Annotated in this window: 26 protein-coding genes; 8 read left to right on the top strand and 18 right to left on the bottom strand. The window is 56.2% G+C overall.

Going from position 1 to position 23,878, the window contains the following annotated elements:
• Positions 1-47 precede the first annotated feature (47 nt).
• The 7 genes from AC6I6N_RS14580 to cysG all read left to right on the top strand — a co-directional run bounded on the left by AC6I6N_RS14580 (position 48) and on the right by cysG (position 9,345).
• Positions 48-1,373: an OmpP1/FadL family transporter gene (locus AC6I6N_RS14580; RefSeq protein WP_108728313.1), complete on the top strand. Its 1,326-nt coding sequence runs from the start codon at positions 48-50 to the stop codon at positions 1,371-1,373.
• 9 nt (positions 1,374-1,382) lie between these two features.
• Positions 1,383-1,901: a DUF4442 domain-containing protein gene (locus tag AC6I6N_RS14575; RefSeq protein ID WP_094198163.1), complete on the top strand. Its 519-nt coding sequence runs from the start codon at positions 1,383-1,385 to the stop codon at positions 1,899-1,901.
• A gap of 19 nt (positions 1,902-1,920) precedes the next feature.
• The gene (locus tag AC6I6N_RS14570) at positions 1,921-2,493 is read left to right on the top strand and encodes a chalcone isomerase family protein (RefSeq protein ID WP_108728312.1); all 573 of its coding nucleotides are present in this window, start codon (positions 1,921-1,923) and stop codon (positions 2,491-2,493) included.
• 23 nt (positions 2,494-2,516) lie between these two features.
• Positions 2,517-4,181, top strand: a complete 1,665-nt coding sequence (locus AC6I6N_RS14565) for an AMP-binding protein (protein ID WP_108728311.1) — start codon at positions 2,517-2,519, stop codon at positions 4,179-4,181.
• A 154-nt stretch (positions 4,182-4,335) separates the two neighbouring features.
• Positions 4,336-6,168 (top strand): assimilatory sulfite reductase (NADPH) flavoprotein subunit, encoded by a 1,833-nt coding sequence (locus AC6I6N_RS14560; protein WP_346549141.1) that lies wholly within the window; start codon positions 4,336-4,338, stop codon positions 6,166-6,168.
• 11 nt (positions 6,169-6,179) lie between these two features.
• A complete protein-coding gene (cysI, locus tag AC6I6N_RS14555; RefSeq protein ID WP_108728309.1) occupies positions 6,180-7,889 on the top strand; it encodes an assimilatory sulfite reductase (NADPH) hemoprotein subunit in 1,710 nt (569 codons plus the stop codon).
• Position 7,890: 1 nt separating this feature from the next.
• Positions 7,891-9,345 carry a siroheme synthase CysG gene (gene cysG / locus AC6I6N_RS14550; protein ID WP_321265477.1) on the top strand — a complete coding sequence of 485 codons (1,455 nt, stop codon included), beginning with the start codon at positions 7,891-7,893 and terminating at the stop codon, positions 9,343-9,345.
• Positions 9,346-9,601: 256 nt separating this feature from the next.
• Here cysG and AC6I6N_RS14545 read toward each other — a convergent pair whose 3' ends face one another.
• The 5 genes from AC6I6N_RS14545 to AC6I6N_RS14525 all read right to left on the bottom strand — a co-directional run bounded on the left by AC6I6N_RS14545 (position 9,602) and on the right by AC6I6N_RS14525 (position 14,087).
• Positions 9,602-10,351, bottom strand: a complete 750-nt coding sequence (locus tag AC6I6N_RS14545; protein WP_321265493.1) for an ABC transporter permease — start codon at positions 10,349-10,351, stop codon at positions 9,602-9,604.
• Between the two features lie 86 nt (positions 10,352-10,437).
• Positions 10,438-11,634: an ABC transporter substrate-binding protein gene (locus tag AC6I6N_RS14540; RefSeq protein ID WP_321265475.1), complete on the bottom strand. Its 1,197-nt coding sequence runs from the start codon at positions 11,632-11,634 to the stop codon at positions 10,438-10,440.
• A 10-nt stretch (positions 11,635-11,644) separates the two neighbouring features.
• Positions 11,645-12,454, bottom strand: coding sequence for an ABC transporter ATP-binding protein (locus AC6I6N_RS14535; RefSeq protein WP_230019560.1), 810 nt, complete (start codon positions 12,452-12,454; stop codon positions 11,645-11,647).
• The gene (locus AC6I6N_RS14530; protein WP_321265471.1) at positions 12,451-13,542 is read right to left on the bottom strand and encodes an acyl-CoA dehydrogenase family protein; all 1,092 of its coding nucleotides are present in this window, start codon (positions 13,540-13,542) and stop codon (positions 12,451-12,453) included. The genes AC6I6N_RS14535 and AC6I6N_RS14530 overlap by 4 nt, the downstream gene beginning before the upstream one ends.
• Positions 13,527-14,087 (bottom strand): carboxymuconolactone decarboxylase family protein, encoded by a 561-nt coding sequence (locus tag AC6I6N_RS14525; RefSeq protein WP_094198173.1) that lies wholly within the window; start codon positions 14,085-14,087, stop codon positions 13,527-13,529. The genes AC6I6N_RS14530 and AC6I6N_RS14525 overlap by 16 nt, the downstream gene beginning before the upstream one ends.
• 129 nt (positions 14,088-14,216) lie before the next feature.
• Between AC6I6N_RS14525 and AC6I6N_RS14520 the strand changes: the two genes are divergently transcribed.
• Positions 14,217-15,185, top strand: coding sequence for an AraC family transcriptional regulator (locus AC6I6N_RS14520; protein WP_264672236.1), 969 nt, complete (start codon positions 14,217-14,219; stop codon positions 15,183-15,185).
• A 319-nt stretch (positions 15,186-15,504) separates the two neighbouring features.
• On the opposite strand, the gene rpsQ is transcribed toward AC6I6N_RS14520, so the two are convergent.
• The 13 genes from rpsQ to rpsJ all read right to left on the bottom strand — a co-directional run bounded on the left by rpsQ (position 15,505) and on the right by rpsJ (position 23,824).
• Positions 15,505-15,780: a 30S ribosomal protein S17 gene (rpsQ, locus tag AC6I6N_RS14515; protein WP_094198175.1), complete on the bottom strand. Its 276-nt coding sequence runs from the start codon at positions 15,778-15,780 to the stop codon at positions 15,505-15,507.
• Position 15,781: 1 nt separating this feature from the next.
• Complete coding sequence (gene rpmC / locus AC6I6N_RS14510; RefSeq protein WP_003803032.1) at positions 15,782-15,973, bottom strand: 50S ribosomal protein L29; 192 nt, start codon at positions 15,971-15,973, stop codon at positions 15,782-15,784.
• Positions 15,974-15,982: 9 nt separating this feature from the next.
• Complete coding sequence (gene rplP / locus AC6I6N_RS14505; RefSeq protein ID WP_003803033.1) at positions 15,983-16,399, bottom strand: 50S ribosomal protein L16; 417 nt, start codon at positions 16,397-16,399, stop codon at positions 15,983-15,985.
• Between the two features lie 3 nt (positions 16,400-16,402).
• Positions 16,403-17,176: a 30S ribosomal protein S3 gene (gene rpsC / locus AC6I6N_RS14500; RefSeq protein WP_003803035.1), complete on the bottom strand. Its 774-nt coding sequence runs from the start codon at positions 17,174-17,176 to the stop codon at positions 16,403-16,405.
• A 9-nt stretch (positions 17,177-17,185) separates the two neighbouring features.
• Positions 17,186-17,515: a 50S ribosomal protein L22 gene (rplV, locus tag AC6I6N_RS14495; protein WP_009462426.1), complete on the bottom strand. Its 330-nt coding sequence runs from the start codon at positions 17,513-17,515 to the stop codon at positions 17,186-17,188.
• Positions 17,516-17,518: 3 nt separating this feature from the next.
• Complete coding sequence (rpsS, locus tag AC6I6N_RS14490; RefSeq protein WP_003803039.1) at positions 17,519-17,794, bottom strand: 30S ribosomal protein S19; 276 nt, start codon at positions 17,792-17,794, stop codon at positions 17,519-17,521.
• A 12-nt stretch (positions 17,795-17,806) separates the two neighbouring features.
• On the bottom strand, positions 17,807-18,634 hold the full coding sequence (gene rplB, locus AC6I6N_RS14485; protein ID WP_042489246.1) for a 50S ribosomal protein L2: 828 nt from the start codon (positions 18,632-18,634) through the stop codon (positions 17,807-17,809).
• A gap of 1 nt (position 18,635) precedes the next feature.
• Complete coding sequence (gene rplW / locus AC6I6N_RS14480; RefSeq protein WP_003803043.1) at positions 18,636-18,932, bottom strand: 50S ribosomal protein L23; 297 nt, start codon at positions 18,930-18,932, stop codon at positions 18,636-18,638.
• Entirely contained in the window at positions 18,929-19,549 is a 621-nt protein-coding gene (gene rplD / locus AC6I6N_RS14475; RefSeq protein WP_094198176.1) for a 50S ribosomal protein L4, read from the bottom strand. The genes rplW and rplD overlap by 4 nt, the downstream gene beginning before the upstream one ends.
• A 3-nt stretch (positions 19,550-19,552) precedes the next feature.
• Positions 19,553-20,227 (bottom strand): 50S ribosomal protein L3, encoded by a 675-nt coding sequence (gene rplC / locus AC6I6N_RS14470; protein ID WP_003803046.1) that lies wholly within the window; start codon positions 20,225-20,227, stop codon positions 19,553-19,555.
• A gap of 240 nt (positions 20,228-20,467) precedes the next feature.
• Positions 20,468-21,310, bottom strand: coding sequence for a quaternary amine ABC transporter ATP-binding protein (locus AC6I6N_RS14465; protein ID WP_108728302.1), 843 nt, complete (start codon positions 21,308-21,310; stop codon positions 20,468-20,470).
• Positions 21,307-23,241: a glycine betaine ABC transporter substrate-binding protein gene (locus AC6I6N_RS14460; protein WP_428980089.1), complete on the bottom strand. Its 1,935-nt coding sequence runs from the start codon at positions 23,239-23,241 to the stop codon at positions 21,307-21,309. Before AC6I6N_RS14460 ends, AC6I6N_RS14465 begins: the two co-directional genes overlap by 4 nt.
• Before the next feature lie 271 nt (positions 23,242-23,512).
• Entirely contained in the window at positions 23,513-23,824 is a 312-nt protein-coding gene (rpsJ, locus tag AC6I6N_RS14455; protein WP_003803053.1) for a 30S ribosomal protein S10, read from the bottom strand.
• Between the last annotated feature and the right edge of the window lie 54 nt (positions 23,825-23,878).

Raw genomic sequence — 23,878 nt, 5'->3', positions numbered from 1 at the left:
GTCCCAAGCCTCTGTCAGACGTCGCACCTATACCTTGGAGAAGAGACATGAAAAAGACGGTTGTAGCTTTGCGTACCATCCCCGCCTTGCTGATTCCTCTGGGAATGAGCATGGGAATGGGTCAAGCCCAAGCGGCTGGTTTTAACTTGCTAGAACAGAATGCGAGCGGCCTGGGTAATGCCTACGCGGGCTCGGCCGCCATTGGTGACAATGCCAGCACGATCTACTTCAACCCGGCTGGCATGACCTTGTTGCCCGAGACGAACTTCTCGGCAGGTTTTAACGCGATCAAACCTACGTTCAAGTTCACCGATAAAGGCAGTACCGACCCCCTGGCCCTGACGGGTGGCGCCAGCCGTCCCGCCACCGGCGGTTCGGGTGGTGACGCCGGTAAAGTCGCCGCTGTTCCCAATATTTATCTCTCCCACCAGCTCTCGCCCAAATGGTGGGTGGGTTTGGGTATTGGCGTCCCGTTTGGTCTGACGACTGAATACGACGAAGGCTGGGTTGGTCGTTACCACTCCGAAAAGTTCGCCATTGAAACCATCAACGTCAACCCGTCGGTAGCCTACAAGGTCAACGATCAGCTGTCCTTCGGTGTGGGTGTGAACTGGCTGCACATCGACGCAGACTATCGTCTGGCAACACCCGTTGGTTACCATCCCGCACTGGGCCCACTGGACATGAGCACCCGCGTCAAGATGAAAGGCGATGCTTGGGGTTGGAACGCTGGTTTGCTCTATCAAATTACCCCCAGCACTCGACTGGGCGTCTCCTATCGCTCGCAAATCAAGGTCACGGCTGACGGCGATACCAAATTGCGCAATCGCAACATCCCTGCCGGCATTCCCGCTCCCAACATCAACTGGGATGCCGAAGCCACCATCAAGCTACCTGACACCGCCATTGTCAGCTTGGTACACGACTTGAACTCGCGCTGGCAACTGCTGGCCGACGTGTCCTGGACAGGCTGGAGCAGCATTCCACGCCTGACCATTGAAAACAGCGGCCCCGGCGCCAAAGATTCCGGCCTGGAGCTGAAGTTCAAAGACGCTTGGCGTGTCGCCTTCGGTGCCAACTACCACTACAACGAACAATGGACGTTCAAGGGTGGTGTAGCGTGGGACCAATCGCCCGTACGCGACAAGAACTACCGTCCAACCGCCCTGCCTGACAGCGACCGTTACTGGGTTTCCCTGGGTGCCCAATACCGTCCCAGCAAAAACGCCACGTGGGACATCGGCTACACCCACTTGTTCCTGAAAAACACCGATATGAATAACAACACCGATGTCGGCGCTCGTGGTTTGACACGCGGTACCTACAAAAACAGTGGTGACATTCTGGGCGTGCAGTTCAGCTATCGCTTCTAAGGATGCATTATGGCCCGCAGTCGCCGCATGGAGCTGCTCGCACGCCTGCCCCCCGCATGGCGTGCCCGCTTTTTGCAGCTGGGCTTTAACTGGCACCCCGCCTTCCGGGCAACCGGCGGGCGGGTCCACAAAGTTTCAGCGAACTTGCAACACATCGTCGTACGCCTGCCATTGCGTCGACGCACTCGCAACATCAATGGTTCTTTATTTGGTGGTTCCCTGTTTGCCATCACCGACGGCGTGCACGCCACGATGCTTCTGGCTGGCTTGCAACGTCATGTCATTGTCTGGGACAAGAATGCAGAGATTCAGTATCGCCGTCCAGGCTACCAGACACTGTATGCCAACTTTCAAATCAATCCAGACGAACTGGACGCCATACGAGGACAGCTAGACCAATACCACGAGGCTGAAGCCACATTTACCGTGCAGATCCAGGACCCTGAAGGCCAGATCTACACCACGGTGGAACGCACCATCTATATTGCCGACGCCCACTTCTACCAGCAGAAATCACAATCACGCTAATTTGTCGGAGGATCGCTTCATGTTCACCCCCCGCTGTGCCGCCCTGATTTTAAGTCTGTCCCTAGGGCTAACCGCCGCTCAGGCGGCTACTGTTGCAAATGTCACCGTACCAGACATGGTCACCGTCCAGCAGCAAAGCCTGAAACTGAATGGGGCAGGCCTGCGTAAGAAAGTTGTTTTTAATGTGTACGTTGCCGCCCTATATACCGCGTCTCCTTCCCAGGATGCCGACACCATCATCCAGGCTCCCGGCCCGCATCAAGTACGGATGGTTCTTAAACGCGACCTGGACGCCCAAACCCTGATCGATGCCCTGAAAGACGGCATTCACAGCAACCTGACAGATCCAGAAAAACAGGAATTGGCCCCCGTTATCAAGCAATTTGAAGACTTGATGCGGCAAGTTGGCCAAGCCAAAGAAGGCGACATCATCGTGCTGGACATGAATACCCCCCAGGTCACGATTCTGTTTAACGACAAGGTTTTAGGTCAGCTCTCCCACCCTAATCTGCCCCCTGCTTTGTTGAAAATCTGGTTAGGCAAAAAACCTGCCCAAGAATCGCTCAAAAAGGCCCTGCTGGGATTGTCTTGAACCTACTCGCCCTGGAGCGCTTCATGGATAAAGTCTGGCTGCAGAACTACCCCGCCGGTATTCCTGCCACTATCGAAGATCAGGCCCAGCAGTACTCGTCCTTGCTGGATGTATTTGAACAAAGTTGCACCGAGTTCGCACAGCGCACGGCCTACATCAGTATGGGTAAACGCATGAGCTACCGCGAACTGTCGGCCAATGCCTTAGCCCTGGCCAGTTGGCTGCAAAGCCAAGGCGTGAAAAAAGGCGACCGCATCGCCTTGATGATGCCCAATATGCTGCAATACCCCATCAGCCTGTATGGGGTGTTGCGCAGTGGGGCCACCATCATCAACACCAACCCGCTGTATACCGCCCGTGAGCTGCGTCACCAGTTGCAAGACAGCGGTGCTGAAACCATCATCATTGCGGAAAATTTTGCCCACGTGCTGCAAGAGGTTTTACACGAAACACCTATCAAGCGAATCATTGTGACCAGCGTGGGCGATTGCCTGGGTGGCTTCAAAGGCTGGCTGGTCAATCAGGTGGTGCGCCACATTAAAAAAGGCGTGCCTGCCTGGTCCTTGCCTAACTCCGTCTCGTTCAAGACAGTGCTGGCACAAGGGCGCGGCCGCGCACCTGCTCCCGTCACACTGACCCACGATGACATTGCCTGCCTGCAATACACGGGGGGCACCACGGGCGTGGCCAAAGGGGCCATCCTGACCCACGGCAATCTGGTCTCAAACCTGAGCCAGGCTCTGGCCTGGATTCGCCCCAATCTGAAAGAAGGCCAGATCGACTGCATTGTCACTGCTTTGCCGCTCTACCATATCTTCGCCTTCACCGCGAACCTGCTGGTATTCCTGCGCCTGGGCGCAGAAAACCTGCTGATCATCAATGCTCGCGACATTCCGGCCATGATCAAGGACATGTCCAAAATACGGTTTACCGCCATTACCGGGGTGAACACCTTGTTCAATGCCATGCTGAACAATGCCGAATTCCGTAAGCTGGATTTCTCCTCCCTGCGCTTTACACTGGGCGGCGGCATGGCGGTGCAGGAAGTGGTCGCCCAGCGCTGGCTGGAGGCCACAGGCAAACCTTTGGCCCAGGCGTATGGTCTGACTGAGACCTCCCCCGCCGCCACCATCAATCCGCTGGATAAACAAGAGTTCACCGGCTCCATTGGTCTGCCCATTCCATCGACCGACATACGCATACGCGACGAAGACCAGAACGACTTGCCCCTGGGCGAGACGGGCGAGTTGTGCATTCGTGGTCCGCAAGTCACCCCGGGTTACTGGCAGCGCCCCGATGAAACCGCCAAGGTTTTTGATCGCGATGGCTTTTTACGCACGGGCGATATCGGCTATATGGACGAGCAAGGCTATGTCTTCCTGCTGGATCGCAAAAAGGACATGATTTTGGTCTCGGGCTTTAACGTCTATCCCAATGAAGTCGAAGCCGTGGCCGCCCAGCATCCGGATATCGTCGAGGCCGCTGCCGTCGGTGTTCCCGATGAAAAAGCAGGTGAAGTCGTCAAACTGTATGTCATCAGCCGTAATCCTGACCTGACAGAACAAGACGTGATCGCCTTTTGCCGCAAGAACCTGACCGGCTACAAGGCCCCACGCAGTGTCGAATTCCGCGACGATTTGCCGCGTACCAATGTGGGCAAAATCCTGCGTCGGGAGCTGCGTCCGTAGCACGTCTGGTGCACACGCTTAGACCAGGATGAAAGGGGCTTATGCCCCTTTTTCATTAACCGACGTATTCATAAACAAATAAGAATCGGATCGTTCGTCGCCCTGATACCGCTCTTTAGAATGGGGCAAACTATTGATATAAGCGAGTGTCAGAATGCACGCCCTGTCCCGCCTCTCGGAGGCCAATCGCACCGCGATTGCCCACATTACCGACGAGCTCGATCCGCTTTCCCTGAACTGGCTATCCGGCTATCTCGCCGGTGTCGCTCAAGTACGCCACACCGGCCTTCCCGCTCAAGCGCCTGTTTCCCCTGAACTGTCTTTGGTGCCCGCCGCCGCTGCGCCCGCCCAACGACCTGCCACCATTGTGTTTGGCAGTCAGACAGGCAATGCCCAACGCGTCGCCGAAGCCTTTGCCCAACGCTGCGAAGCCGCCGGTATCCCCGTGCGCCTGCTGCGCGCCGACCGTTACCCCACGCGCGAGCTGAAAGAAGAGCGTCTGCTGTACGTCATTATCAGCACCCAGGGTGAAGGCGATCCGCCAGACGACTCCATCGCGTTCTTCGAATTCCTGTCCGGTGCCCGTGCTCCCAAACTGCCCGAGCTGAAATTCGGTGTGTTGGGCTTGGGTGATTCCAGCTACCCCCTGTTCTGTGGGATCGCGGAAAAGATTGATCAACGTCTGCTGGCTCTGGGGGCGGAACGCATTCTGGACGCAGGCCTGGCCGATCTGGATATTGATACCGTTGCCGCCCCCTGGCAGGACAAGGCCTTCGGTTTTCTGGAAACGGATCACCAGGCTCACGCTGCGGCAACAGTTCCTGCCGCCCAGTCCAGCAACGTTACAGTGCTGGAAACCCAGGCTCGCAGCACCTTCACTCGCGACAATCCCTTTCAGGCCACCGTACTGCAAAGCCAAAGCATTACGGGCCGTGATAGCACCCGCAATATCTATCACTACGAGTTGTCGCTGGAAGGCAGTGGCCTGAAGTATCAGCCCGGTGATGCACTCGGTGTTTGGCCTACTCAAAATGCCAAGCTGGTCGAAGCGGTCATTCAGACTTTGAAACTGGACCCACAAGAGACCGTCACCATTCAGGACAAGTCGCATACGCTGCAAGCGTGGCTTAGCCACTACCGTGAGCTGACACAACTGACCAAGCCTTTCCTGGTGGAACTGGCCAAGCGCAACAACGATGCCGTGCTGCAAACCGCTGTAGGCCCGGATGGTTTGAGCACCTTGCAAGAGCTGCTAAAGACCCATCAAGTGCTGGACGTACTAGAACGCTTCCCGGCCACCTGGAGCGCTGCCGAGCTTGTGCAAGCCTTGCGCCCCCTGGCACCCCGCATGTACTCCATCGCCTCCAGCCAGTCCGAGGTAGATGAAGAAGTGCATCTGACCGTGGCTAATGTCCACTACCAGTTCAATGAACAAGATCGTTGGGGCGTGGCTTCCGACTATCTGGCCCGCCTGAACGAAGGCGATACCGTGCCGGTGTTTATCGACCCCAACACACGTTTCCGCCTGCCTGAAGACACCAACCGTGACGTGATCATGATTGGTCCCGGCACCGGCGTGGCCCCCTTCCGTGCCTTTGTACAAGAGCGCAGCGTTCAGGGTGGCGAAGGTCGCAACTGGCTGTTCTTTGGCAACCCACACTTTCACTCCGACTTCCTCTACCAGACCGAATGGCAACGCGCCTTGCAGGACGGCCAGTTGCAACACCTGGATCTGGCCTTCTCGCGCGATCAGGAAAACAAGGTTTACGTACAACACCGCTTGCTGGAAAAAGCAGCCGATGTTTACGCCTGGATTCAGGGCGGCGCCCACATTTATGTATGCGGTGATGCCAATCAAATGGCCAAGGACGTACACCAGACCCTGCAGGAAATCGCCCGCCAGGAAGGTGGATTGGACGCAGACCAGGCACGACGCTGGTTGGAAGAACTCTCGGCGCAGGGCCGCTACGCCCGCGACGTTTACTGAGAAGCAAGAACATGACAACTAAGAAAATCGCCGCTATCGAGCAAGTCAAAATTGATAGCCGCTATCTGCGCGGGGGCATCACCGAGGGTCTGGCCGACCCCATTACCGGCGCCATCAGCGAAGACGACAACAAGCTGCTGAAGTTTCACGGCAGCTATCAGCAAGACGACCGCGACCAACGCGAAGAGCGTCGCAAACAAAAGCTGGAACCGGCGTTCAGCTTCATGATTCGCGCCCGCTTGCCCGGTGGTGTGGTCACGCCCGCCCAGTGGTTGGCCTTTGACCAGATCGCCTGTGACTGGGCCCAGTTTGGCCTGCGCATCACCACCCGTCAGACCTTTCAATGGCACGGCGTGCGCAAGCCCTTTTTAAAACCCACCCTGCAAGCCATCAACAAGGCCATGTCCACGACATTGGCTACCTGCGGCGACGTGAACCGTCAGGTGGTCAGCGCCACCAATCCCTTGCTGTCCGAGCAGCACGGTCTGGTTCAAGAGTGGGCTGACAAGATTTCCGAAACCTTCTTGCCCAAAACCCGCGCCTATGCCGAGATCTGGCTGGACGGCAAAAAAGTCGAAGACGCCATTGATGGCGAAGACTTTGAACCGATTTACGGCAAAACGTACCTACCCCGCAAATTCAAGATCGGTATTGCCGTGCCTCCCTTAAATGATGTGGACGTATTTGCGCAGGACATCGGCCTGATCGCGATTATTGAAAACAACCAGTTGCTGGGCTTTAACGTCGCCATTGGCGGCGGCATGGGTGCCACTCATGGCGACGACACCACCTACCCGCGACTGGGCAGTGTGATCGGCTTTGTGCGCCCCGAGCAACTGCTGGCCGTTTGCGAAGCCGTTATCACCACGCAACGCGACCACGGCAACCGCGACGAACGCCGTCATGCCCGCCTGAAATACACCGTGGATAAGTTGGGTGTGGACTGGTTCCTGGAAGAAGTGCAAAACCGCAGTGGCCAAACGCTGGAGCCTTCGCGCCCCTATCACTTTGACCACAATGGCGACCGCTTCGGCTGGACCCAAGGCAGCAATGGCCGCTGGCACCTGAGCCTGCGTATCGATTCGGGCCGCATCATGGATACCGAAGTCGGTCCCTGGCTGACGGGTATGCGTGAAATTGCCAAGATTCACCAAGGGCAGTTCCGCCTGACCTGCAACCAGAACCTGATCATTGCCGATGTGCCTGAAGAAGATAAGGCCAAGATCGACAAGCTGGTCGCCGATCACAAGCTGGATGTGTACCAGACACAAAGCGGCATACGCAGCAGCACGATTGCCTGTGTTTCTCTGCCAACTTGCGGTCTGGCCATGGCCGAGAGCGAACGCTACGCCCCCATCCTGCTGCCCAAGCTGGAAACCTTGCTGGACAAGTATCAACTGCGTGACGAACGCATTGTGCTGCGTATTTCCGGCTGCCCCAACGGCTGCGCCCGTCCTTACCTGGGTGAAATCGCTCTGGTGGGCCGTGCCCTGGGTCGCTATGACTTGCGTTTGGGGGCGAACTTCAGCGGCGAACGCCTGAACGTCATCTACCGCCAGAATATTGATGAACCTGAGATTCTGAGCATTCTGGACGAGCTGTTTGGCCGCTTTGCGGCCGAGCGTCTGGAAGGCGAACATTTTGGTGATTTCCTGGTTCGCGCTGGCGTCGTTGCCGAGCCTTCAAGCCGCTTGATTCCTTTGGTTTTACAACCGGCCTGATATGAACCTTTTTCCTTTATTCGCCAACTTGAAGCAGCGCGCCGTACTGGTGATCGGCGGTGGAGAAATCGCCGAACGCAAAGTACGTCTGGTTCTGGCTGCCGGTGCCCAGGTGACACTGGTCGCCCCCTATGTAGTGGACAGTCTGCAAGAGCTGGCCAAACAAGGGCGCATCACCCTGATTCGGGAGCGCTATCAGGCCCCACATCTGCAAGGGGCCTGGCTGATTATTGCCGCCACTGACAAGCGAGACGTAAACCAGGTGATTGCCCAGGACGCACAAGAAGCGCGCATTCTGGTCAATGTGGTGGACGACCCCGAATTATCCAGTTTTCAGGTACCTGCCATTGTGGATCGCTCACCGCTGATTATTGCGATTTCCTCAGCGGGATCAGCCCCCATGTTGGCACGGCGAGTACGGGAGCAATTGGAAACCATGTTGGACCACAGCCTGGGTGCGATCAGCCGTCTGGCACAGGAGTACCGCAGTGCCATTCGACGCGCCCGCCCCGAGCTGGGTGCGCGCCGCCGTTTCTACGACTGGCTGCTGGATGGCCCGGTGGGTGCAGCACTACGCAGCCACCAGAATGAACAGGCACGCCTTAGCCTGGAAAGCGCACTGCAACAGCCTGAATCGCCCCGTGCCACACAAGGCCGTGTGATTCTGGTGGGAGCCGGTCCTGGAGATCCTGGTCTGCTGACGCTGCACGCCTTGCGCGCACTGAATCGTGCCGATGTAATTCTGTACGATAGGCTGGTATCCGATCAGGTGATGGAACTGGCCCGTCGTGATGCTCACCGCATTTTTGTCGGCAAACAACTGGGCGAAGACCATCATCAAACCCAGAACCGCATTCATCAGCTGATGATTGAACACGCTCGTGCCGGCCAAACCGTAGTGCGCCTGAAAGGCGGCGATGGCTTTATTTTTGGTCGCGGCGGTGAAGAGCTGGAATATCTGGCTAAGCACGGTATCGCGTTTGAAGTAGTACCCGGTATTACGGCTGCCATCGCATGCGCGGCTTACAGCGGCATTCCCCTGACACACCGCGATCACGCCCAGTCCGTGCAGTTCGTGACAGCACACCGCAAAAGCGGTCACGGTATCGACGATTGGAACCCGCTGCTCGATACCAGCCAGACAGTGGCTGTGTACATGGGTTTGCAGCAAATCCTGGGCTTTAGCCATGAGCTGGTGCAGCGTGGCCGTAGTGCCACTACGCCCTGCGCCTTGATTGAAAATGGCTCACGCCCTGAACAACGCACCTTGCTGTCCACACTGGAAAATATTGCCCAGGATGCACAGCAGCATCAGTTTGCCAGTCCCTGCATTTTGGTAATTGGCCAGGTCGCCACCTTGGGCACGACTTTGTCCTGGTATGGCGAGTTGATTGATCAGCTCAGTCCACGTGCCGCGATTGAACAGGATGCGGATAGTACGCTAGTCGCTGCCTGAACCCGCCGTCCCTAGAGTAATAGCTGCACCAAGATGAACATGAAAAGGCCCTCAACATGTCTTGTTGAGGGCCTTTCTATTCGGTATTCCGGTGCTTCTGCAACAGCCGCCAGACACGCACACCACCGTTAACGAGCGATGCAGCAAAAGTGTGAAACGGCAGGTTCCGTGGTCATTTTCCTACCCTGCACTTCTTGAAAGCACTGAGCAGTCAACTGCCTCACCCTCCATGAGGTCGAAGGGCAAGCGTATGTTTTTAACGCTGTCCAAAAGCCGCAAACAAGGCTCGCAAAGCACTATCCAGCAGATAGCCAATCAGACCAATCAGGACAATTACGGCCATCAATTCGGAATACGCCATGCGATCACGCGTATCCAGAATCAGGTAACCCAAACCGGCTGATACGCCCAGCATTTCACAAGGCACCAGCACAATCCATAAGACACCAATCGCCAGTCGGCTACCTGTCAGCACCGAGCCAACAATGCCGGGCAGAATCAAATACAAAAGCGTTTCCAACTTGGTGGCTGCCAGACTGCGACCCAGCATCAGCCAGCGCGGATTCAAATGACGTACTCCCGAAGCCGTATTCAGCAAGACAGGCCAAACACCGGCCACACCCAGCAGAAAATAAATCGGTGCATCCCCAATCCCGAAGGCCATGACGGCAATGGGCATCCATGACAGGGGCGAGATCATGCGCAAGAACTGGAACAAGGGAGTTAAAGCAGCATGAGCCCGATTAGACAGGCCCAGCAGCAAGCCAGCGGGCACGCCGACACCCAAAGAGATCGCCAAGCCTACAAAAATACGCTGCAAGCTAGCACCGACGTGCATCCAGGTCTCCGACCAGCCCAGTATTTCCAGCAGGCTATGAAACGCGGCTGCAGGCCCAAACTGTTGCATCAAGGGGCTGCTGGACCAGACTGTGGCCAAGTACCACAGCACGACTCCCGTCAACAAACCGCCCAAACCCCACAGGGTGCTGGCAATCCAGGCATTCATTTTGGGGCGTCGCAAAGACGCAGCCGATCGCGACTCGGACTGCGTCACAGGCGTCGCACGGGAAGAAGTAGCAGACGCGCTCAAACTCATACAACAATGCTCTCGTTGCGGGTGTACTGCTCGGACAAGCCAAACTGCGCCAGGCCACCCTGCTTTTCCAAAGCGGCACGCACAAAACGATCATCCACCAGATCACTGGCTACGTGTTCAGGAGACAATCCTTCCAGAAAACCACGCTCGCCCTGGATCAAGGTCCCTTGCAGCATTTTCACCAAAGACTCGGTGTAGCTGGGGAAGGGATAGGGTTGAAAATCAATGCGCTGGTCGTCCCAGTCCGGGTGACGAATCACACCAGACTTCACGTATTGAGCGCGATCAGCCGGGTCCGGGGACAGCACTTTCAAAAGATTTTCCTGAGTGTGCGGGGTATAACGGTTGCCTCCTTCACGTGACAAGATTTGAGCCGCCTCGGCACGGTTGCTCCGTATCCAGATCTGCGCCTTGACCAGACCCTCCACCACACCTTGCGACCATTGGGGGCGAGTCTGCAAATCCTGCTCGTGCATGAAGGCCACGCAACAGGCGTGATCGCGCCAAACGTCGCCGGTAAAACGCAAAATGCGGCCCATTCCCTGGGTTTCTGCCAAGGCATTGAAAGGTTCAGCCACAGTAAAACCGGCAATCCGCCCCGACGCCAAAGCCGGGGGCATATCGGCAGGAGCCATCACCACCAGATTGACCTCATTGGGTGCCAGCGCACCGGCGTTTTTCACGACCGGCGTCAGGCCATGTGCTTTGAGCACATGCTGCAAGACCACGTTATGAATGGAATACCAGAAAGGAATGGCCACCGTCTGCCCACCCAATTGTTCGGCCGAGCTGATGTTCTGCGCCACCGTGATGGCAGAGCCACTCATGTGATTCCAGGCCACCACTTTGGCAGGCACTTTGCTGCCGTAGCGTGCCCACACCGTCATGGGCGAGAGCAAGTGCACCAGATTGACCTGCCCGGAGATAAAGGCCTCCACCAGTTGCGCCCAGCTGCGCACCATCACAGGCTTTTCCACCGCAATGCCTGCTTGTTCAAAGTATCCATTGTGATGTGCCACCAACATGGCGGTAGCATCAGTAATCGGCAAATAGCCGATACGCAAAGGCGCATTCGACTCGCTTTGTGCACGGGCAGCGCCTTGAGCTAGCAAGGGCGCGGCTCCCGCTACCGTCAGCAAGGACGCCAGTTTCAGCAAGTCGCGACGGGCACGAGACGTAGGAGATTCAATCATAAAGAGCACCTTACGAAACAGAGGCGTGAACCGCCTGGGAGAGGCTTTGCTCCAGATTGGCCACAATTTCCAGGCGTATGGTCTGAAGCCAGTTGTCCAGATGAGATCGGGGATGGGCCGGGCAGCTCCATTCCCGCTGCAAACTGGCAGGACGGCCCCCTAAAAGCAGGGCACGGTCTGCCAGCAAGAGCGCCTCATCAATATCGTGAGTGACCAGCACAATGGCGCAGCCGGTCTGATCGCGTATCGACAGAATCAGCTCTTGCATCTGACGGCGGGTCACCTCGTCCAGCGCACCAAAAGGCTCATCCATCAACAAGACTTGCGGACGTCGAGCCAGACAACGCGCAATGGCAACACGCTGTGCCATCCCGCCCGACAAGGCACCGGGACGCTGGTGGCGGCTTTCATATAAACCGACCTGACGCAGCGCCTGTTCAACGCGCTGGCGGCGCTCTGCGGCGGATACGCAAGGCTGACGAGCAAAGCCCAGGCCAAAGCCGGTATTGGCCTGCACATTCAGCCACGGCAAGAGAATGGCTTCTTGAAACGCCATCGCCAAAGCAGGATGAACTCCGCGTACGGCCTGTCCCAAAAAAGACACCTCGCCCTGAGTGGGCGCTTGCAAACCAGCCAGTACCCGCAGCAAGGAGGATTTACCTACTCCGCTGGGGCCCAGCAGCGCTACGATCTCACCCGCAGCCACATTCAAGTCCAGGTTCTGCAAGATAGTCTGGCCACCGTAGGCCAGGCTGATCCCCCGTGCGGACAAAAGCCCGGCCTCTTCAGAATCGGTATGCAGGGGGGCGGCGGAACTCATACAGCATCCTGCCCAAGTTCAGCTTTCAGTTGCGCCACAGTGGGCGAAATCAAAGGCACCAGCATGGCTTCCCGATAACGGCGCAACAGTTGGGGATGCTTGCCTTGCATATAGGTGGCCCCACCAATGGCGGAGCTTTCCAAAGCCACGGCCTGCGACGCCAGACTGCTTAGCTCGATACGGACGTTGAACAGATCAGGCGGCGTGGCCGAGCCGGGTTTACGTACGGCATCAACCAGCACATCCGACAATTCCTGCACACGATCCAGCAAGCGGCGAGCGGGCTGTTCCTGTACCCATTGGCAGCGTGGCGCCGCCAGCACTTGCTTCAAGGAACGACATGCCAGCCCCATGGCCATGCCGCATTGCAGTGCCATGAAACGAGGGCGCACCGAGCGCACAAAGTGACCCGCATCGGGATGCAGCAAACGCTCCTGTCCCAGACGCACGGTATTGAACGTCAAGGCTGCGGTATTGCTGCCACGCAGTCCGACCAGATCCAGATCCGCCGAACGCTCCAATCCTGGATCGCCCAGCTCTGCCACCCAAATGCCGGCCTGATCCTCGGGCATGGCGGCCACAATGGCGACCAGGCAATGATCGGGGCGCAGATTAGTAATCCAGGGCAAACGGCCTTCAAACTGCCATTGCCCTTGTTCGGGCTGGGCACGCACTTGCAGCTCTTCAATACCACCCAAAAACTTGATGGCATTGGACAGGCCCGTCGCACCGGCAATACTGCCGTCCAGCAAACCCGGCAAATAGCGCTCACGCATGGCAGGGTCCTGAACGTCGCGCAGGTATTCAATGAACGTACGCTGACTCCACAGGACAAAACCCGCTGTCAGCGAATGCTCGGCCACTTCCACGATAGATTGAACGGCATCACCGAAGTCAGAAAAGTCTGCTTTCAGGCCCAGACCCAACAAACCGTCTTGTGCCAGGCGAGGCAGCAAGGCCTGTGCCTGGGACGCATCGCTGTCCAGTGACAGGGCATGCTCTTCCAGCCACTGTGCCAAGCCGCGCGACAAAACAGGACGCTCTGAGGCCAGCGCAGGCTGCTCAGCACGCTTTAGGGCGTTTCCCATGCGTAGGCCTCCAGCTGGCTATTGAGCGGCGTACGGGCCAGATTATTGGCAAAGTTGCAGATCGTCGCCAAACCAATGCCGGTAATCACTTCCAACGCCTGCTGGTCACCGTAACCGGCTGCGCGGAAATCGGCCAGAGCCTGATCCGACACCTGACCACGGGTATCAATCACCGCACGGCTAAACAAAGCCAGAGCCTGCAGGCGCTCGTCGTTGATCTGGTCAAAGCCACGCGCACGCAAGGCAGCCAGGATTTCCGGGTCCAGCTTGGCTTTATTGGTCGCAATGGCGGTGTGACCGGCCACGCAGAAGCGGCAACCATGAGTGGTGCCAGCGACCAGTTGCACCACCTCGCGCTCGACCAGCGACAGGCTGGCGGTGGCGTTCAGGGCGGACATATCCTGATAGGCTTGCAGGGCAACGGGCGCATTGGCCAAAATAGCCAGCAGATTGGACAAAAAGCCGCTACCACGTACCGCTTTTTCAAGGGCTGGTTTGACCACCTCTGGTGCGGAGTCCACAGTATGCAAGGTTAAGCGGGTCATGATGGCGACAATTCCTTAGTTAATCCGAGAAGGTTTCATTGTCGATTGCCTGACGCCTTATCTCCATGTGCGAACATAGCGGTATTCATATTAAAAATATCCACGAAAAGAAATAAGCATATTTTCTGCATGAGCCACTCTGCCTTTCCTGACAGCCATTGCGCCGTTGATTCCAAAGACACCGGACACCCTGTGGAGGATCTGCTCTTGTCCGGGCTGGAGATCTCCGCCAGCCTGTTTCACCTGGGGCAATACTGCAATCAATGGGAAAGCAGCTTGCACGGACATCAACGGGCAGGCTTTCATGTGGTCTTGCATGGGCCGTGCTGGCTACATATTCAGCATCAGGAAGCCTTGGCCTTGCAGGCGGGTGATGCGGTGTTCTTCTTGCGTGATGTGCCCCATCGCCTAAGCTCTTCACCCACGCCGCCGAACTGGAATGTGGCCATACAGCGGCAAGCCATGCAGAATCTGGAGCCACAAGTGCCACAGAGCACGGGCTTGCTCTGTGGCTTCCTGGATCTAGGCCGTGGTTTGAGCGAGTTGCTACTGGCAACGGTGCCGGATGTCTTGCTGATTGATGGTTCGCAGGCGGATGCGGATTCGGGGCGTCCCTTGCTGGACTTGATTCAGGCCGAGATGCGACGTCAGCCACAAGCTAATTCCAGCCTGCTGGAGAAGCTGGTGGAGCTGTTGTTGTTCTATACCTTGCGTCAGCAAATCGGGCAGGCACCCGCCCACGGAGCCCTGCCTGCCGGCTTGATTCATCTGGCTAGCGATCCTGCGTTTGGTGGCTTGATCGAGCAACTACTGCGTGAGCCTGCCAAAGCCTGGTCGGTGGACGATATGGCCGCCTACCTGAATATGTCACGCGCGGCCTTTCACCGACGCTTTACCCTGCTCTGCGGGATGGCACCGGCCCAGGTTCTGTTGCAGCTACGCATGCAGTTGGCCAAACGCCAGTTGGAGCAAGGGCTGACCATGGAGCAGATTGCCGAACGTATCGGCTACAGCTCTGCAGCAGCCTTTAGCGCTGCGTTCAGGCGCAGTGTCGGTGTCAGCCCGGCACAATGGCGCAAACAGGAACCACGTGGCTAAGTCTCGAGTACGACTTACGGCGGCAACTAGCCTCTGTTTTCAGCCCAATCATCCACGCGGGTAAATGGCTCGAACCAGAGGGTCGAGTCAATGTCCTGTGCAAGATGCCCTGCTGCCCAGGCAGGAGTGAATCCCACGGGCACTCAAAAACACACGCTAGTTCCAGCCTTCATGCCAGCACCACGCACACCATACGGTCATCCTGATCTTCCAGCACTCGTCGGCAAACAGCCGGGCATAAAAAAACCCCAATCTGTAAACAGATCGGGGTTTTTTGACTTACCAGAGCCAGACCGGAGCCTGGCATCTGAGCAAGCGTTTAGATCACGCGGGCTGCTTCGATCAAACGCACAACAGTCCAGGACTTGCTGCGGCTGATAGGACGACCTTCGGTAATCTCAACGGTATCGCCTTCGTTGCACTGGTTGGTCTCGTCATGCGCTTTGTACTTATTGGAGCGCACGATGATCTTGCCATACAAAGGATGTTTAACGCGGCGTTCAACCAGAACGACGACAGTTTTGTCCATCTTGTTGCTGACAACTTGACCGATCAGGGTACGTTGACGTTTTTCGGTAGTTTGAGTTTCGCTCATCTTACTTTCCTGCGGTCTCAGCCATGACAGTACGGACGCGAGCGATGTCGCGACGTACTTTGCCCAATTGGCTGGTGTTGGAAAGCTGTTGAGTAGCACGCTGCATGCGCAGGTTAAATTGTGCTTTCAACAGGCTCTCGAGCTCTTTCTGGAGCTCGGCGGCATCTTTAGTACGGAGTTCGCTGGCTTTCATGACGTCTCCTTAAGCACCGATCTGACGCGTTACGAACGTCGTCGAGATAGGCAGCTTGGCAGCGGCCAGACGGAATGCCTCGCGTGCCAGCTCTTCGCTAACACCTTCCATTTCGTACAGGACCTTGCCTGGTTGAATCTCAGCGACCCAGAACTCTGGATTACCCTTACCGTTACCCATACGAACTTCGGCAGGTTTCTGCGAAATTGGCTTATCGGGGAAGATACGGATCCAGATGCGGCCACCACGTTTGATGTGACGGTTAATTGCACGACGTGCTGCTTCGATCTGGCGAGCAGTCAGACGGCCACGATCAGTGGCTTTCAGACCAAATTCGCCAAACGAAACTTGCGCACCGCGAGTTGCCAGACCGGTATTACGGCCTTTGTGCTCTTTGCGGTACTTTCTGCGAGAAGGTTGCAGCATGTTTTATTCTCCTTCGGACGCAGCAGGAGCAGCGTCTTTACGAGGACCGCGGCCACGACCACCTGGACGGCGGTTTTCAGGGCGGTCACCACGTGGACGACGTGGGCGGCGCTCTTCAGGGGCTACGGTGTCAACAGGCATTTCGCCGTTAGGCAGCATGTCGCCCTTGTAGACCCAGACCTTGATACCGATGATCCCGTACGTCGTGTGCGCTTCGGAAGTGCCGTAATCGATGTTAGCGCGCAGGGTGTGCAGAGGCACACGGCCTTCGCGGTACCATTCGGTACGAGCGATTTCGATGCCGTTCAAGCGACCCGAGCTCATGATCTTGATGCCTTGGGCACCCAGACGCATGGCGTTTTGCATGGAACGCTTCATCGCACGACGGAACATGATGCGCTTTTCCAATTGCTGAGCAATGGAGTCGGCGATCAGTTGAGCGTCGGTTTCAGGTTTGCGAATTTCTTCGATGTTAACGTGCACGGGCACGCCCAACAGTCGCTGCAGGTCAGCCTTCAGGCTTTCGATGTCCTCGCCGCGCTTGCCGATCACTACACCAGGACGAGCCGAGTAAATAGTGATGCGAGCATTTTTGGCAGGACGCTCGATGACCACACGGCCAACGGACGCGCTTTTCAGCTTGCGTTTCAGGTATTCGCGCACACGGATGTCATCAGCCAACATCGTACCGAACTCAGCACCGTCAGCGTACCAACGCGAGCTCCAGTTACGGTTAACAGCCAGGCGGAACCCAATTGGGTGGATTTTCTGTCCCATTGTGACTCCTTAAGCGCCGACTTTGACCACAATGTGGCAAGTCTGCTTCTCAATACGGTTACCGCGGCCTTTGGCTCGTGCAGAAAAACGCTTCAACGACTGAGCCTTGTCCACGTAAATGGAGGTGACTTTCAGTTCGTCGATATCGGCGCCGTCATTGTGCTCAGCGTTGGCAATAGCCGATTCCAGAGCTTTCTTGATGATGCCAGCGGCTTTCTTAGGAGTGAAAGTCAGCGTATTCAGAGCGTGAGCGACGGACTTGCCGCGGACCATGTCCGCAACCAGACGTGCTTTTTGCGCCGAAATATGGACTCCACGAATAATTGCTGTAGTTTCCATCACTTATCTCCGGGCCTTTTTGTCCGCAGCGTGACCCTTGAACGTACGGGTCAAAGCGAACTCGCCGAGCTTGTGGCCAACCATGTTCTCGTTGATGTAAACGGGAATGTGTTGACGGCCATTGTGAACGGCAATCGTCAGCCCAATGAACTCGGGCAGGATGGTAGAGCGGCGCGACCAGGTTTTGATTGGTCGCTTGTCGTTACCCACAACGGCTGCGTCAACCTTTTTGATCAGGTGAGCATCAACGAATGGGCCTTTTTTAATCGAACGTGACATAGTGTTCGCCCCTTACTTGCGCTTACGGCGCGAAACAATCATGTTGTCTGTGCGCTTGTTACGACGGGTGCGGTAGCCCTTGGCAGGCGTACCCCATGGGCTGACTGGCTCACGGCCTTCACCCGTACGACCTTCACCACCACCGTGCGGGTGATCGACTGGGTTCATCGCCACACCGCGAACGGTAGGACGAATACCACGCCAGCGAACAGCACCGGCTTTACCGATTTGACGCAGGCTGTGATCGTGGTTGCTGACTTCGCCAATCGTGGCGCGGCAGTCGATGTGGATGCGGCGAACTTCACCGGAACGCAGACGTACTTGAGCGTACGTGCCTTCACGAGCCAGCAACACAGCGGAACCACCAGCGGAACGAGCGATTTGAGCACCCTTACCAGGCAGCATCTCGATGCAGTGAATGGTTTGACCCACAGGAATGTTGCGGATAGGCAAAGTGTTGCCGGAACGGATAGGAGCTTCCGCGCCAGAGACAACCGTTGCACCCACTGCCAGACCACGAGGGGCGATGATGTAACGACGCTCGCCGTCTGCGTAGCACACCAATGCGATGTGAGCGCTGCGGTTAGGGTCGTATTCCAGACGTTCTACTTTCGCAGGAATACCGTCTTTGTTGCGACGGAAGTCGACAATACGGTAGTGCTGCTTGTGACCGCCGCCACGGTGACGAACCGTGATGTGGCCGTTGTTGTTACGGCCAGCACTGCTGGATTTCTTTTCCAGCAAAGCCGCGTAAGGAGCGCCTTTGTGCAGTTCAGGGTGAACTACTTTGATCATGCCACGGCGACCTGGCGACGTTGGTTTTACTTTTACCAATGCCATATTAGTTCACCTCAGAAAAGTCGAGTTCCTGACCGGGCTTGAGCGAGACATATGCCTTGCGCACACTGCGGCGGCGACCCATGAAACGGCCAAAGCGCTTTTCTTTGCCCTTCTGATTGAGCACCTGCACCGACTCAACTTCTACCTTGAACAGCAGTTCAATAGCAGCTTTGATTTCAGGCTTGGTAGCATCAGGAGCGACGCGGAAAGCGATTTGCTGATTTTTTTCGGCAACGTACGTGGCTTTTTCAGTCACGACAGGAGCCAGAATGACTTGCAATAGACGTTCGGCGTTCATCCCAACATCTCCTCAAACTGAGCGACAGCCGCTTTGGTGACCAACACTTTTTTGTAGTGGATCAGGGACAGCGGGTCAGCGTAGCGTGGCTCAACCACAGCAACGTGAGGCAGGTTACGCGTAGCCAAGTACACGTTCTCGTCCAGCGCGTCGGTGATGATCAGCACGGATTCCAGGCCCAGGTCTTTCAGCTTGTTGGCTGCCAGACGAGTCTTGGGTGCTTCCAGAGTGAAGGAATCAACAACCAACAGACGCTCGTCACGGACCAACTGAGACAGAATCGCGCTGATACCGGCGCGGTACATCTTCTTGTTGACCTTGTGCGTGTAGTTTTCTTCACCGGTGTTGGGGAATGCACGACCGCCTCCACGCCACACGGGCGAGGATGTCATACCAGCACGAGCACGGCCAGTGCCTTTTTGGCGCCATGGCTTTTTGGTGCTGTGGTTGACTTCGGCACGAGTCAATTGCTTGCTGTTACCGCTGCGAGCATTGGACTGGTATGCAACAACGATCTGGTGAACCAGAGCTTCGTTGAATTCACGACCGAAAACGGTTTCGTTGGCCTGCAATGTGGATGCAGCTTGGCCTTGTTCGTTCAGGAGCTTCAGTTCCATGGATTAGGCTCCTTTCACAGCAGGGCGCACAACGATATTGGCATTCTTGTGACCTGGGACAGCGCCCCGGACCAACAACAAGCCACGCTCGGCGTCGACGCGGATCACGTCAAGATTCTGAACCGTACGGGTAACATCACCCATATGGCCCGACATTTTTTTACCTTTGAACACACGGCCTGGATCCTGGGCTTGACCAATGGAACCGGGTACGCGGTGCGAGCGCGAGTTACCGTGGCTGTTACGCTGGCCGCCAAAATTGTGGCGTTTGATGGTACCGGCAAAGCCTTTACCGATCGTGGTGCCCGTAACGTCAACCTTCTGACCCGCTTCGAAAATGCTTTCCACAGCAACTACGGAACCGGCGGAAAGCTCGGCGATAGCAGCAGGGTCGAGGCGGAATTCTTTCAGGATGCTGCCAGCTTCAACGCCAGCTTTTGCATAGTGCCCTGCCTGGGGCTTGGTAACGCGTGTTGCACGGCGGGTGCCAAAGGCAACCTGTACAGCGGCGTAACCGTCAACTGCGGGCGTCTTGACCTGGGTGATGCGGTTGTTGGACACGTCCAGCACGGTCACAGGGATGGACTCGCCTTCCTCTGTAAACACACGGGTCATGCCAACTTTACGCCCAACAAGGCCCAGCCGCCACGCGGCAGGCGTAGGTGTCGAGTTCGACATCGTTTTCTCCATTCCTGACTACGATTGGTCAGGGCTAACTGAGAGTACACGCAATGATTTGCGCGACGACCATAGCCAAAACTTTTTGGCTAAGCTAGTAAATATAGCACGCGGCTGTAAAGCCAAGCAAGATTTACTGCAAAAATCTGCCCTAAACTGCTTGATTGACAACAGTTTTTTCGGATTTGGCCGTCGTGGCTATGCGATCACGATCAGAAAAATTGATTCATGATCAATTTTCTATTGATGTGCCTTATTCACAAAACGGGCGACGTATTCGTTCACTGGTTCATCACGAATTTGAGCCGGAGTACCGCTTTGTTCCACCCTGCCCTCGCGCAACACCACAATATGCTGACCCAAGCGCAATGCCTCATCAATATCATGCGTAATAAAGATGATGGTTTTGTTCAGGCTGCTTTGCAGGCGTAACAGCTCGTCCTGCATCTCGTAGCGAATCAAGGGGTCCAGCGCCGAGAAGGCCTCGTCCATCAGCAGGATGTCGGCATCCACAGCCAAGGCACGTGCCAGACCGACCCGTTGCTGCATCCCCCCTGACAATTCATCGGGGTAGTTATCGGCATAGTCGTGCAAACCCACACGCTCCAACCATTGCCGAGCCTGCTCCCTGGCTTGCGAGCGCTTGTCGCCCCGTACCTCAAGGCCGAAAGCAACGTTCTCCACCACTGTTAAATGGGGCAGCAAACCAAAGGCCTGAAAGACCATGCTGATTCCATAGCGGCGAAATTGCCGCAAGCGGGCCAAGTCCAGCTGCAATATGTCCTGCCCGTCCACCAACACCTGCCCGGCGCTTGGATCGATCAGGCGGTTAATGTGACGCACCAGGGTGGATTTACCTGAACCGGATAAGCCCATCACGCAGGAAATCTGCTGCGCAGGAAAACAGGCATCCACACCTGCCAGCCCCACAATGCAATCCGTCTGCTTTTGTACGGCCTGTTTGTCGGCCCCCTGCTTTAACAACGCCACCGCTTCCGTCGCCCGGCTGCCAAAGACTTTATAGACATCTCGCAACTCTATCTTGCAGGTCTGCTCGCCCGAGGGGGTAGGTATGGTATTCATGCTTGCCTCCTGACCTTGCGACGATGACGCTGGGAGCGACCAAAGGATTGAGAGATTCGGTCAATAACAATAGCCAGGATCACGATCGCTACTCCCGCCTGCAAGCCACGCCCTATATCCAGGGTCTGAATGCCGGCCAGTACGTCTTCACCCAAACCTTGGGCGCCAATCATGGAAGCGACCACCACCATGGACAGTGCCATCATCGTAGTTTGATTAATGCCCGCCATAATGCTGGGACGTGCCAGAGGCAGAGTCACTTTGATCAGCATTTGCCAACGCGTAACCCCATAGGCTTGTGCCGCCTCCATCACATGCTTGTCCACCTGTTGCAAGCCCAAACTGGTCAGGCGAATCAAGGGAGGAACGGCATACACAACAGTGGCAAGAACCGCAGGTACTTTACCCAGGCCAAACAACATCAGCACCGGAATCAGATACACGAAGCTGGGCATGGTCTGCATGACATCCAGCACAGGCGTCAGCACTTTTCTAAGCAGACGGCTGCGGGCACTCAGAATACCCACCGGGACACCGATCAAGACAGAGAAAACAGTTGCCACCAAAACCAGGGTGAAAGTTTGCATCAGCTTGTCCCACAGGCCCATGGCGCCTATCAAGTACAAGCCCCCCACATACAGCAGAACGGGCAGAAAGCGACGCTGTCCCCACCAGGCCAACAAGCCGGTCAAAGCCAGAATCGCCCAGGCAGGCACCTGTTGCAAAACGCGTTCTACCGGCAAGATGGCATATGTCAGAATCCACGAACTGATCTGGCGAAAACCTGTCCCCCAATCTTGCACGGCAACCAACAACTGACGGTTAACCCAGTCTGCAGCTGACCACTCCGGGAAGAAGCGGGACTGAGCTGTGGCTATGGGTTTTGTTGCCGGAATCTCCAAGGCCGCCTGCAAGCGATCTGCCTGAGCCACCGGCATCCACTGACGCCATTGCTCTGCATTCTCTTTCAGGAATTTCTGGACCTGCGTGCTGGCGTTCTGCCCACCTTCCGTCATGCCCAAAATGATCTGGTTCATCTGCTCTGGCTCCAACTGGATCTTTTCAAACAAGGCCACCAGCTCGGGGTGAGACTCCACGAAAGGGGTAGAAACCGCAACCCCTATATTGGCCAAGATGAAATCCGTAGGACAAATCTCGCCCTTGCCTGAGACAGCCGCCTTCCAGCAGGTTTCATTGAAAGGCGCACTGGCTAACTTCTTGAAGGAGTATTTCGCCATCAGGCCCGCAGGCTGCCAGTAATAGAACAGGATTGGCTCACGTCTGTCATAGGCGGCACTGATTGCCGCATCCAGCGCCGCACCCGTACCGGGTCGGAAATTCTGATAGTGTTCGCCCAGGCCATAAAGATCAAATAGGCGGCTATTGAACGTTTCACACACCCAGCCGGACGGACAGTTATAGAAGCGGCCCTTGTCAGGTTGCTCCGGATCACTAAAGACGGCGGCGTAGCGTCCCAAATCCTCAACTTTCTGCAGATCAGGAGCCACTGGCTTGATTCCCTTGGCAGAGTCGCCATCGACTACATAGTCTGGCACATACCAGCCCTGCTCAGCCCCGCCTTTTAAGGTATTGCCCAGCACCTGAACCTGACCGGCTTCAATGGCTTTTTCAATGATCTCTGTGCGTCCTGACCAGATCTCGCCAATCACCTGAATATCATTCTGAGCTAAGGCACTTTCCAGAGCCGCCGAAGAACCCGGCACCCGTTCCGTCTTGCAGCCGTAGGCCTTCTCCAGAATCTGCTGATACAGCTCAGTGCTAAACGCTGCGCTTTCCCAGCTCAGATCAGCCAGCCGTATGGGTTTGTCGTCCGCACACACTTGCGCTGATGCACTGCTTGCCCACAGACATAGCCAGAGTGCCAGGAAATACCACCAGGCCAGGAACGGCTTTCGTCTCCGATTTATCATTCTTGTCCTCCTTAAAGCCTGCACATCGTCGCATTTGTTTCCGGGTCAAAGTGTGTCCGGTCGTAAAAAATATACCAAAACCCCCTTTATCCAATAGCAATGCTGTGATGAATGCGCCACGAAGAGGCAAAGAGCAAGGCTATCGTCCTTTTTAGGGGAATCGAGCAATCGCGGCATCCGCTTCTACATCAGAAACAAATCTACAGACGAAAAAAAACGCCATGCAGTTGCATGGCGTTTCTTTCGATGTATCTCGAACAGCTAGGCAGAATTACTGCAGAGCGATTTCGACGTCAACACCGGCTGGCAAATCCAGACGCATCAGAGCGTCAACGGTCTTGTCGGTAGGATCGACAATGTCCATCAAGCGCTGGTGGGTACGCATTTCAAACTGATCGCGCGATGTCTTGTTGACGTGCGGCGAACGCAGAATGTCGTAGCGACGGATACGTGTTGGCAGTGGTACTGGACCACGAACAACAGCGCCGGTGCGCTTGGCGGTTTCTACGATCTCAGCAGCAGACTGATCGATCAACTTGTAATCGTAAGCCTTCAGACGGATGCGGATTTTCTGGTTTTTCATGGGTAATCCTAAAGAACGATATAAGTGGGGGCTTTGTGACTGGGCTTATCGATT

The organism is Alcaligenes sp. LTN-3, assembly GCF_059735605.1.
Note: the sequence above shows the minus strand (reverse complement) of the source record. Positions and strands in the feature narration are given on the sequence as shown.

Coding starts and splice junctions, on each gene's coding strand:
- AC6I6N_RS14580 (WP_108728313.1), top strand. CDS start 48: ATGAAAAAGACGGTTGTAGCTTTGCGTACCATCCCCGCCTTGCTGATT.
- AC6I6N_RS14575 (WP_094198163.1), top strand. CDS start 1,383: ATGGCCCGCAGTCGCCGCATGGAGCTGCTCGCACGCCTGCCCCCCGCA.
- AC6I6N_RS14570 (WP_108728312.1), top strand. CDS start 1,921: ATGTTCACCCCCCGCTGTGCCGCCCTGATTTTAAGTCTGTCCCTAGGG.
- AC6I6N_RS14565 (WP_108728311.1), top strand. CDS start 2,517: ATGGATAAAGTCTGGCTGCAGAACTACCCCGCCGGTATTCCTGCCACT.
- AC6I6N_RS14560 (WP_346549141.1), top strand. CDS start 4,336: ATGCACGCCCTGTCCCGCCTCTCGGAGGCCAATCGCACCGCGATTGCC.
- cysI (WP_108728309.1), top strand. CDS start 6,180: ATGACAACTAAGAAAATCGCCGCTATCGAGCAAGTCAAAATTGATAGC.
- cysG (WP_321265477.1), top strand. CDS start 7,891: ATGAACCTTTTTCCTTTATTCGCCAACTTGAAGCAGCGCGCCGTACTG.
- AC6I6N_RS14545 (WP_321265493.1), bottom strand. CDS start 10,351: ATGAATGCCTGGATTGCCAGCACCCTGTGGGGTTTGGGCGGTTTGTTG.
- AC6I6N_RS14540 (WP_321265475.1), bottom strand. CDS start 11,634: ATGATTGAATCTCCTACGTCTCGTGCCCGTCGCGACTTGCTGAAACTG.
- AC6I6N_RS14535 (WP_230019560.1), bottom strand. CDS start 12,454: ATGAGTTCCGCCGCCCCCCTGCATACCGATTCTGAAGAGGCCGGGCTT.
- AC6I6N_RS14530 (WP_321265471.1), bottom strand. CDS start 13,542: ATGGGAAACGCCCTAAAGCGTGCTGAGCAGCCTGCGCTGGCCTCAGAG.
- AC6I6N_RS14525 (WP_094198173.1), bottom strand. CDS start 14,087: ATGACCCGCTTAACCTTGCATACTGTGGACTCCGCACCAGAGGTGGTC.
- AC6I6N_RS14520 (WP_264672236.1), top strand. CDS start 14,217: ATGAGCCACTCTGCCTTTCCTGACAGCCATTGCGCCGTTGATTCCAAA.
- rpsQ (WP_094198175.1), bottom strand. CDS start 15,780: ATGAGCGAAACTCAAACTACCGAAAAACGTCAACGTACCCTGATCGGT.
- rpmC (WP_003803032.1), bottom strand. CDS start 15,973: ATGAAAGCCAGCGAACTCCGTACTAAAGATGCCGCCGAGCTCCAGAAA.
- rplP (WP_003803033.1), bottom strand. CDS start 16,399: ATGCTGCAACCTTCTCGCAGAAAGTACCGCAAAGAGCACAAAGGCCGT.
- rpsC (WP_003803035.1), bottom strand. CDS start 17,176: ATGGGACAGAAAATCCACCCAATTGGGTTCCGCCTGGCTGTTAACCGT.
- rplV (WP_009462426.1), bottom strand. CDS start 17,515: ATGGAAACTACAGCAATTATTCGTGGAGTCCATATTTCGGCGCAAAAA.
- rpsS (WP_003803039.1), bottom strand. CDS start 17,794: ATGTCACGTTCGATTAAAAAAGGCCCATTCGTTGATGCTCACCTGATC.
- rplB (WP_042489246.1), bottom strand. CDS start 18,634: ATGGCATTGGTAAAAGTAAAACCAACGTCGCCAGGTCGCCGTGGCATG.
- rplW (WP_003803043.1), bottom strand. CDS start 18,932: ATGAACGCCGAACGTCTATTGCAAGTCATTCTGGCTCCTGTCGTGACT.
- rplD (WP_094198176.1), bottom strand. CDS start 19,549: ATGGAACTGAAGCTCCTGAACGAACAAGGCCAAGCTGCATCCACATTG.
- rplC (WP_003803046.1), bottom strand. CDS start 20,227: ATGTCGAACTCGACACCTACGCCTGCCGCGTGGCGGCTGGGCCTTGTT.
- AC6I6N_RS14465 (WP_108728302.1), bottom strand. CDS start 21,310: ATGAATACCATACCTACCCCCTCGGGCGAGCAGACCTGCAAGATAGAG.
- AC6I6N_RS14460 (WP_428980089.1), bottom strand. CDS start 23,241: ATGATAAATCGGAGACGAAAGCCGTTCCTGGCCTGGTGGTATTTCCTG.
- rpsJ (WP_003803053.1), bottom strand. CDS start 23,824: ATGAAAAACCAGAAAATCCGCATCCGTCTGAAGGCTTACGATTACAAG.